8 protein-coding genes are annotated in these 9,014 nt (G+C 40.8%); 4 read left to right on the forward strand and 4 right to left on the reverse strand.

Annotation, left to right across the window (positions count from 1 at the left end):
• Positions 1-36: 36 nt before the first annotated feature.
• Entirely contained in the window at positions 37-1,245 is a 1,209-nt protein-coding gene (locus IJ535_RS04965) for a class I SAM-dependent rRNA methyltransferase (RefSeq protein WP_294299601.1), read from the forward strand.
• A gap of 87 nt (positions 1,246-1,332) precedes the next feature.
• Here IJ535_RS04965 and IJ535_RS04970 read toward each other — a convergent pair whose 3' ends face one another.
• Complete coding sequence (locus tag IJ535_RS04970) at positions 1,333-2,418, reverse strand: NAD(P)H-dependent flavin oxidoreductase (RefSeq protein WP_294299587.1); 1,086 nt, start codon at positions 2,416-2,418, stop codon at positions 1,333-1,335.
• Positions 2,419-2,574: 156 nt separating this feature from the next.
• Between IJ535_RS04970 and IJ535_RS04975 the strand changes: the two genes are divergently transcribed.
• The 3 genes from IJ535_RS04975 to IJ535_RS04985 all read left to right on the forward strand — a co-directional run bounded on the left by IJ535_RS04975 (position 2,575) and on the right by IJ535_RS04985 (position 4,543).
• Entirely contained in the window at positions 2,575-3,384 is an 810-nt protein-coding gene (locus IJ535_RS04975; RefSeq protein ID WP_294299588.1) for an endo alpha-1,4 polygalactosaminidase, read from the forward strand.
• Positions 3,385-3,500: 116 nt separating this feature from the next.
• Positions 3,501-3,623: a hypothetical protein gene (locus tag IJ535_RS04980; protein WP_294299590.1), complete on the forward strand. Its 123-nt coding sequence runs from the start codon at positions 3,501-3,503 to the stop codon at positions 3,621-3,623.
• A 104-nt stretch (positions 3,624-3,727) separates the two neighbouring features.
• On the forward strand, positions 3,728-4,543 hold the full coding sequence (locus tag IJ535_RS04985; protein ID WP_294299592.1) for a M15 family metallopeptidase: 816 nt from the start codon (positions 3,728-3,730) through the stop codon (positions 4,541-4,543).
• A gap of 132 nt (positions 4,544-4,675) precedes the next feature.
• Here the strand turns inward: IJ535_RS04985 and IJ535_RS04990 are convergent, their stop codons facing one another.
• Genes IJ535_RS04990 through IJ535_RS05000 form a run of 3 tightly spaced genes read right to left on the reverse strand, consistent with a single transcriptional unit; the run spans position 4,676 to position 8,587 of the window.
• A complete protein-coding gene (locus IJ535_RS04990; protein WP_294299594.1) occupies positions 4,676-6,175 on the reverse strand; it encodes a hypothetical protein in 1,500 nt (499 codons plus the stop codon).
• Positions 6,176-6,177: 2 nt separating this feature from the next.
• The gene (locus IJ535_RS04995; RefSeq protein ID WP_294299596.1) at positions 6,178-7,635 is read right to left on the reverse strand and encodes a flippase; all 1,458 of its coding nucleotides are present in this window, start codon (positions 7,633-7,635) and stop codon (positions 6,178-6,180) included.
• A gap of 16 nt (positions 7,636-7,651) precedes the next feature.
• Positions 7,652-8,587, reverse strand: a complete 936-nt coding sequence (locus IJ535_RS05000) for a glycosyltransferase (RefSeq protein WP_294299599.1) — start codon at positions 8,585-8,587, stop codon at positions 7,652-7,654.
• Positions 8,588-9,014 lie beyond the last annotated feature (427 nt).

The raw sequence follows: 9,014 nt of genomic DNA on the forward strand, positions 1-9,014 counted from the left end.
AGAACTAGGAACATGCCGGAGTATATTAATTATCTTATGGAAGCAATTGTAACATTAAAAAAGGGCGAAGGCCGTACTATTAAGGCCGGCGGCGCCTGGATATTCGACAACGAAATAGACACAGTAATGGGCTCCTTCGAAAACGGAGACATTGTCATTGTTCATGATTTTGATGGGTATATGATGGGCCGCGGCTTCATCAACACTAATTCAAAGATTAGAGTGCGTATGATGACAAGAGATAAAGAGCAGCTTATAGATGATGATTTTATTGCCATGCGAGTAAAGAATGCATGGGAGTATCGTAAATCAGTGCTGCTAGAGAAGGATTTGAATTGCTGTAGAGTAATTTTTGGCGAGGCAGATTTCCTGCCTGGTCTTGTAATTGATAAGTATGATGATGTGCTTGTGGTGGAATCATTGGCACTTGGTATTGATAGATTCAAGGTACAGATTGTAGAGCATCTTAAGTCGCTTATGGCAGAGGATGGATTTAATATCCGTGGTGTATATGAGCGTAGCGATGCAGCTGTTCGTAAGAAGGAAGGATTGGCACCATATAAGGGATTTATCGGTGAAGAGTTTGATACAAATGTAGAGATTGTAGAAAACGGCGTTCACTATATGGTGGATGTGGTGAATGGTCAAAAGACAGGATTCTTCCTTGATCAGAAGTACAATCGTCTGGCTATTCAGCGCTTATGTAAGGGCAAGAAGGTTCTTGACTGCTTTACCCACATGGGAACATTCGCTCTTAATGCAGGTATCGCAGGGGCTAAAGATGTAACAGGACTTGATATATCCGAGTTTGCTGTATCACAGGCTACTGCAAATGCCAAGCTTAATGGCTTAGATGAAACTGTTAAGTTTCGTCAGGCAAATGTGCTGGATGAACTTCCAAAGCTCGCAGAAGCTGGAGAAAAATATGATGTGGTAATATTGGATCCACCAGCATTTACAAAATCTCGTGAAGCAACAAAGAATGCCATGAAGGGCTACCGCGAGATTAACATGAAGGGGTTGAAGCTTGTTAAAGATGGCGGCTATTTAGCTACCTGCTCATGTTCACATTTCATGACACAGGATTTGTTTGTAAAAGTAATCGGCCAGGCTGCCAAGGCTGCTCATAAGCGCCTTCGCCAGGTAGAGTTCCGCACTCAGGCACCAGACCACCCAATTCTTTGGGCTGCAGATGAAAGCTATTATCTAAAGTTCTTAGTGTTCCAGGTGGTGGATGAGAAATAATTAAATGAGAAAATACTGATTGCAGATACAAAGTCATAAGATATATTAAACGCCCACATTTATAAAAGAATGTGGGCGTTTGAAAAATTAAATGTGATTAGATGTCGCTAATGTAGAATTGCACTCACTAAGAAGTTCATTAATAAGATTTTTTACTGATAGGATTTCTTTTACTCTGGATGCATTTTCACCGCAGAAGAATAATCCTTCTTCACGGTTACCTTCCACAGCAGCAATAAGAGCGCGGCTGATGCAGTAAGGCACTTTGTCGCCCTTTGGGCAGGCGGTTAGGCAGTTGTTGCATTTTTCAGCAAAGAAGGTCTTGCCCCTTTCCAGGCTTTGCAGCAGAGGGGTGTATACAGCTCTTGCTGGCATGCCTACAGGGCTTTTGATGATTCTTATATCATCACAAGTGCTATCTACAATCACCTGCTTAAATGTATCTGAGGCATCACATTCATCTGTAGCAATAAATCTTGTACCAATTTGCACACCGTCAGCACCGGCATTTATAGCATCTGCCATATCTTTGCCAGTAAATATTCCACCACCTAGGAACACTCTGATTTTCTTATGAAATTTCTCTTCAAAAGGTTTGATGACTTCCAACACTTCCTTTAGGATATCTAAGTTTTCCTGACAGGTATCTTCTTCAAGATTTTCTCTTGAAAATCCCAGGTGTCCACCAGCCTTGTGACCTTCGATTACTATGAAGTCAGGCAGTATGCCGGATTTTTGTGAGAATGTTTTGCATAGAAGCATAGCAGCCTTTTTGCTTGAAACGATTGGGGCAAAGAGTGTGTTTGTATTCTTTACAAGCTCTGCCAGCTTTAAAGGAAGGCCAGCGCCTGATATGATGGCATCTGCTCCAGCAGCTATGGCTGCTTTTACAGTCTCTTCATAGTGGCTGACTGCAACCATGATGTTTACACCAATCAATCCCTTGCCACCAGATATCTCCTTTGCTCTTTTAATGTGTTCTTTTAGGGCACGGATGTTGGCTTCAAATGGGTTTTTAAGGAAATCAGGTTCCTTAAAGCCAATGTTTACAGAGCTGATTACACCCATGCAACCTTCTTTAGCCACATTACCAGCCAGCTCTGAAAGGGATACGCCTATTCCCATCCCTCCTTGGATAATTCCATGTGCTAGTTCTTTTCCATTAATATTCATTTTTTGTCTCCATAAATAGCTTTTAAATATTTAACTAAGTCATTTGAATAATACATATTACTGCTGGGTTTGTCAATTATCTAATTCAAAATATTTAATATAAATTTTGATAAAATGTATCAGTTTTGTTATTATTAGACCAAAGAAAGGGGTATTATGAAAAACAAAATTATATCTTTGTCAATTTTAATAGCCATAATGCTGACAGGCTGTGAAGATGCAATTCCTGGCGATGACTACGGCGTGTACATCGGCGCTGAGTACAGTGAGCTTCCAGAGGATGCAAGCTTTGATGTGCTTGTCATTGATGCTCAGTATTATACTGCTGATGAAATCGCAAGCCTTAAAGAGACAAATGGTGAAATCTATTCATATTTGAATGTAGGCTCTGTGGAAAGCTTTAGGGATTACTATGAGGATTATGAGGATATAACTACAGGCTCTTACGAAAATTGGGAAGACGAGCGCTGGGTGGATGTAAGCAATCCTAAGTGGCAGGAGTTTGTGTTAGGTGAGCTTGCCCCACAGCTGATAGAAAAGGATATCGATGGATTCTTCATTGATAACTGCGATGTTTATTATATTGATCCAAGAGAGGAGATATATCAGGCTTTGACTGACATGCTTTCTAGCCTAAAAGCAACTGGCAAGGCTGTCATCGTAAATGGCGGAGACTCCTACGTTTCCCGCTACCTAGACGAAAACGACACCCTATCAACAGTCATAGACGGCGTCAACCAGGAAACCGTCTACACATTCATCAACTGGGACGAGGGCACCTTCGGTGAAGCCACAAAGGACGACAACGAATACTTCCTGGACTACCTGGAGCGCGTCAGCGACGCTGGCGGTGAAGTATATCTCTTAGAATACACCACCGATGACAAGCTAGCCCGCTACATCCAAGACGAAGCAGACGCCCTAGGCTACCATGTGTATGTATCTCCTACGCTAGAGCTAAAATAAAATTATTAATCCTGTCACAAGAAATATGGAATATCCCATAATTTCATTCAGCTTGTGACAGGATTTTTTCTATCACACTATAATATCCGTTTTGTCTGTCACAAGGGCAATGGAAAATGTGGGTTTGTGGGGATATTTGTGACAGAAATCAGCCAGATTCAGCGAAATCCTGTCACAAGGGTAACGGAAATATAGGATTTGTAGGCTATGCTGTGACAGAAATCAGCCAGATTCAGTGAAATCCTGTCACAAGGGCAACGGAAAATGTGGGTTTGTGAGCAATGTTGTGACAGAAGATAGTAATAGGTTATACTTGTGTCAGAGAGATTGAGTGAGGTGGAACATGAAGAGATATGTTGCAATTCTAGTGTGCATAGTGCTATTAGTAACACTGGGGGCCTGTAGAAAAGATGAAGAGCAGCAACCAGCCAAAGAAGTTGGTGAATCAATAAAAACTGAAGATAATTTCAAACAATACAAAGACAAAACTACAGACGAAAACCAAGTACCAAACAATGAATCAAATAACGACAACACCACAGGGGAAGCAAAAATGACTACAACAAATGTGAAAGACACAGAAAACTTTTACGGGATAGAATTCACAGAGGACAGTGATATTTTTACTAGAATCAAAGGGAAATCCTATAAGGATGACTGCACAGTGCCATTATCGGATTTACGATATCTACATGTACTTCACGTGGGATTTGATGGGCAAGCCCATGAAGGGGAGATAATCTGCAACAAGGCTATAGCAGAAGATTTGCTGGAGATATTTGAACAGCTGTATGAAGCAGGTTATCAGATAGAAAAGATTAAGCTGGTGGATGAATATAATGCAGAGGATGAAGCATCAATGGCTGATAACAATTCATCCTGCTTCAACTTTAGATTTATTAGCCACACAACCAAGATTTCCAACCACGGCAAAGGAATGGCCATAGACATCAATCCCCTCTATAACCCATACATCAAAACAGTTAATGGCAACCTCAACATAGAGCCAGCCAACAGCACTCCATACGTAGACCGCGCCGCCGATTTCCCACACAAAATCGACGAAACCGACTTGGCTTACCAGCTCTTTACCGCCCACGGCTTTTCCTGGGGCGGCGCCTGGACCACCTCAAAGGACTACCAGCACTTTGAGAAGTGACGTATTGAAGCCCGCCTGTTACGCTGTCAATAAATATATTACACCGTCGCGAGATTGGCTCCTTGTGTAATATATTCATTGACAGCTACAGGCTCATTCTAAACATCTGGTTCGCGGCTTCACTACCTAGGCCTACGCTGCGAAGTGGAGCAGGAAGAATGGAAAGTTGCCGTAGAAGAGTAGGAAGGCGTAGCCTAATCCTATGGCGTAAATTAGTTGGTTGTAGAACATGCGCTTGCCGAAGTTGGCAAGTGGTCCATTTACGGTGATTTCTTCTGTTTCGGCATTAAATCCGTTGTCTAAAAGTAGGCTAACAAGGATGACGACAAGTGATAGTGCCAAAACAGGTATAAATGGTAAATAATATCTAGAGGCGAATCCGCCTAAATATCCACGTGTAAGATAAGTTCCATAAGCGCTCTTAAGCTGATAGATGAATGTGAGTACACAGGAAATCCATCCAGCCTGAAGTGGCAGGGCAAGTGAGCCGGCCTTCTTGTTTACTATTGGAATGAATAGTAGTACAGGCAACACCCAAAGTAGCTCGAAAGGTATAGCGGTGAGACTGTAGGTGAAGGTCTTCATAAAACGATGTATTGATTCGATTCCTGACCATGACAGGAAAAATCGCTCAAAGTAATATGAAAGATATTCATTAAATGTGAAGCTTGTTCTGTCAGCCTTGTCCACATAATATATCGTATTTTCGAAGTACTCCTTGCTGCAAATAAGCTCTAAGGATGGATGGATTGTTCCGTAGCGGTTGTACACAAGGATGTAGTAAAGTGCTGCAATTGCGTAAACAGGAAGTGATAATAAAAACTCTTTGGCAAATAAAGCCTTAAGGCTGCGCTCTTTAATCATGGTAACGATAAGAACAATAAGAGCCATAAATATGCAAAGCATTGCGGTAGTAAGCTTTGTTAGAAGTGATGCTGAGATTCCAGCAGCAATTAGCATGTAGGTGCTAAGACCGCGCTTTTTTTCGCAAAATCTAATGAGCCCTAAGATGCAGATGGCACCTGTAACAAGAGCCAGGGCGTCATTTGTAACGGCACATAATTCATAGGAAAGCATAGGAATGCTTGTGATGGTGATAGCGTATAAAAGATGTAGCCAAGGACGCTGTTTTGTTATGCGAGAGTAGCCAATGTAAAGCATAATGCCAACACCAATGAGAGATATGGCAAGACTGAAATATCTAAGCTGCATCTTTTGGATGGTTACAACCAACTCTGATTCAGTAGGGGCGAAACCACCAGCTAATCTCATAATGTGATAATAAAGAGGTGGATGGCAAAGATAGTTGACAAGTGATTGTTGATATTCATAGTTTGGTTCAGTAGACCACTTCATCATTGCATTGTTAAATATATGCATGTCCTCAAAATGAGGAATAATCTCATTTGTTTCCTTAAGATAATATACATAGGCAATGTGGGCAGATTCGTCAGGAGATGAATCTGGTACATAATGTGCAAAAAACACACCCATCGCTGCAGTGTAAATCAAAAAGAAAATGTATACGCCTCTGATAAATGCCAAACGGCCCTTTTTCTTCACACCAAAATAAAAAGTACCAATGGCGATTATTCCAAATAAAATCATTAAAGAATATGCTAAAGCTTTCATTCCTATCTCCAATTTAATTTTGATTTAACCTTATTAATTACGATTGTAGCATTTTCTATAAAGAATGTATCTACAAGCACGATTAAAAGTGCAAAATAAAGTGTTGCACCTGAGACTACTCGAAGTAATGTTCCAATAATATTTGCAGGTAAAAATCTGTCTTCAAGTAATAACAGAAGCAGCATCATGAAAGAAGCTATCAGATACTTATATGCTCCTTTAAATATCACCTTGATATCAAGCTCATGTCTTACATAGTAAAGCTGGATGCCGGCAATGCTAAGCTCAGCCACAGCAGATGCAAATGCAGCACCATAAGATAAGAACCTAGGAATCAACACAAGGTTGAGACAACAGTTGATAACTGCCCCAATCAGCACAGTACGTGTGTATAACTTCTCCCGCTTGGTAGGCACCAGATATTCAATACCGGTTACATTGTTAATAGAGATTGCTACAGTCAAAAGTGAAACAATCTTAAGCAGAAGCTTAACCTTTTCATAGCTATCACCATAGAACCATGGGACAAAGCTATCAGCAATACCAAACAGTCCAAACATCAGCGGCAATCCTAAGAACCATGCAAACTGATAAGCCTTGTACATGGCAGCGCGGATGGCATCCTTGTTGCCCTCAGAGAAGTACTGGCCGATGCGTGGAACCATAACAGTACTCATAGATGTAACAAGCACAAGCACCATCTTGGTGATTCGCATGGCAGCATCATAGTATCCGTTTTCAGCATTACCCTCAGTGAACATACCAATCATGATTTTGTCTAAGTATTGATAAATCTGCACCGCAATAGTAGGAAGGAAAAGCCCTAGGATAACCCTGGTATCTTTAAATGGAGCAAGGTCTGAAAACCTTACTTTTGTAAGATATTTTGGCAGATAAACCCAAAGTGAAACATGACCCATCATAGTGATAAGAGCAGTTCCGGCAGTATAAAGGGCTAAATCATCTGCGTCTTTAATCAAGGTGAAAATCATTATGAGATTTATGATTCTAAAGACTGCATTTCGGCCGACGATTTTGCCGAACTCCTCAAGCCCCTGGAAGAACCAGCTGGTATCACAGGCTACATTGATGATTTCGATAAACTGAATGATGTAGATAATCATCCAATTTGGATGAAGCAAAAAAACAAACACTCCATAGATAAATAGAAAAATGGCAGTGCTTGTACATCTGAATATTGCAGTGTTCCAGAAAGCCACAGATCTTTTATAAGTATCGGCCTGCACATAGGAAACCTCACGCTGTCCGTAAGTGGAGGTACCCAGGTTAGCAAATATAATAAAGAAAGCTGCAATGGCTGTGACGTAGCTGAACACACCCATTCCACCTGCACCTAACACCCTTGCAATATAAGGGGCTGTAAGAAGTGGTGTGATAATAACCAGCATCTGATATGCAACATTATATATATAATTTTTCTTAACGTTTTTTTCTTTCATTTCACATCCTAATTTACTAAAGTTTTCCAAGTAGGATAATTATTCTAAGAAGAATCTCGCCAGAGACACTACGTCTTAATGCCCTTGGATAGAATATCTTTTTTATGCGATTTTTCCCAGCAAATAGCTCTAGAAAATCCTTAGTAGAAGCATCTACTTTATCTGAGAAAAGCTTATCAAAGCATTCAAGCATCATCCTTGTTCTTGGACAGAAATCTCCATTTAACACAGTGTTAATGCGCCATTTAATCTTTGCCATCATGCCAAGATTAGTAGAGGATGCAGCAGCAGAATGTCTCCTGTATTTAGCAAGAGGCGTAGCGTCATAAATGATATCGCCACCAAGACCCAGTGCAATTAATGACACCCATTTATCGTGATAATAAATATCCTTAGAATAGTCATTAAGGAATGCCATCGCAGCCAGGCATCTGTTAATTACCAGTGTAAATCCTGGGAACACACCCTCAAAAAACATATTCTGAAATGTGACCTTATCCATAGGATTGCCATCGCAGAAATTCCCTGTCACATTAAGCTTTTCATCACATATATAATAATTAGAAGCAAAAAGCCCTGGAGTATCTGAAGCAACACCTGAAAGTTTATCTGCAGCCGCCTGAAGCTTGCCAGTCTCCCACACATCATCCTGGTCACAGAAAGCAAGGTACTTAAACTCCTTATCATCTGCAAGTGCAAAAGCGCAAGCCACAGCAAAGCTCCCACCAAAGCCCATATTCTTATTGTGCCCGCTAGCATCATCTGAAACTACAGTAATTCGTGAATCATCCTTAGCTAGCCTATTTATAATAGAAATCGTATCATCACTAGAGCCATCATCCCTAATATATAGCCTAAAATCCGAAAATGATTGCCCTAATATACTCTTAATTTGTTCCTCTAAAAAAGTCTGCCCATTATAGGTAGACATAACGATTGCAATAGTTGCCATATTATCCTTCCAACAATAATAATTTACAAATTATTCTAAACCAACCTTATAGGCAATGCAAGGAGAGGGGCGTGTAGTTGCTATTAACGGACATACCGCTACAGCTGAGAGTGGATTTAGCCCCAGGTCCCTCACACCTGCCCTGGGCTAGCTTTATAATTTCTATGGGTGTCCGTCAAGAGCTCAGTAAACACCCCTAGCTGCTTGCATCATTGGAGGAGAATTGCTGATTTTCTTAATGCCACAAGCGAGCATACGTCACGTGTCCTTTCACGGCTTTGACTATTCGAAGGCACTGTATGTATCTCACAGACACTTGGTGGGTTTCATAATAGCAGTGGCGGCAATATTAGTATTAATTGCATTCATATTACATTCGCCAAGTAGAATTAAAAGCAGTTTTTGGATGTTTTCCTACCGGCTTCAA

It is taken from the genome of Pseudobutyrivibrio sp. (assembly GCF_017471675.1).
Lineage (GTDB): Bacteria > Bacillota > Clostridia > Lachnospirales > Lachnospiraceae > Pseudobutyrivibrio.

What these genes read in the sequence shown, in the direction of transcription:
- IJ535_RS04995 (WP_294299596.1), bottom strand. Translation starts at nt 7,635, where the DNA reads ATGAAAGAAAAAAACGTTAAGAAAAATTATATATATAATGTTGCATAT.
- IJ535_RS04965 (WP_294299601.1), top strand. Translation starts at nt 37, where the DNA reads ATGGAAGCAATTGTAACATTAAAAAAGGGCGAAGGCCGTACTATTAAG.
- IJ535_RS04985 (WP_294299592.1), top strand. Translation starts at nt 3,728, where the DNA reads ATGAAGAGATATGTTGCAATTCTAGTGTGCATAGTGCTATTAGTAACA.
- IJ535_RS04970 (WP_294299587.1), bottom strand. Translation starts at nt 2,418, where the DNA reads ATGAATATTAATGGAAAAGAACTAGCACATGGAATTATCCAAGGAGGG.
- IJ535_RS04990 (WP_294299594.1), bottom strand. Translation starts at nt 6,175, where the DNA reads ATGAAAGCTTTAGCATATTCTTTAATGATTTTATTTGGAATAATCGCC.
- IJ535_RS04980 (WP_294299590.1), top strand. Translation starts at nt 3,501, where the DNA reads ATGTGGGTTTGTGGGGATATTTGTGACAGAAATCAGCCAGATTCAGCG.
- IJ535_RS04975 (WP_294299588.1), top strand. Translation starts at nt 2,575, where the DNA reads ATGAAAAACAAAATTATATCTTTGTCAATTTTAATAGCCATAATGCTG.
- IJ535_RS05000 (WP_294299599.1), bottom strand. Translation starts at nt 8,587, where the DNA reads ATGGCAACTATTGCAATCGTTATGTCTACCTATAATGGGCAGACTTTT.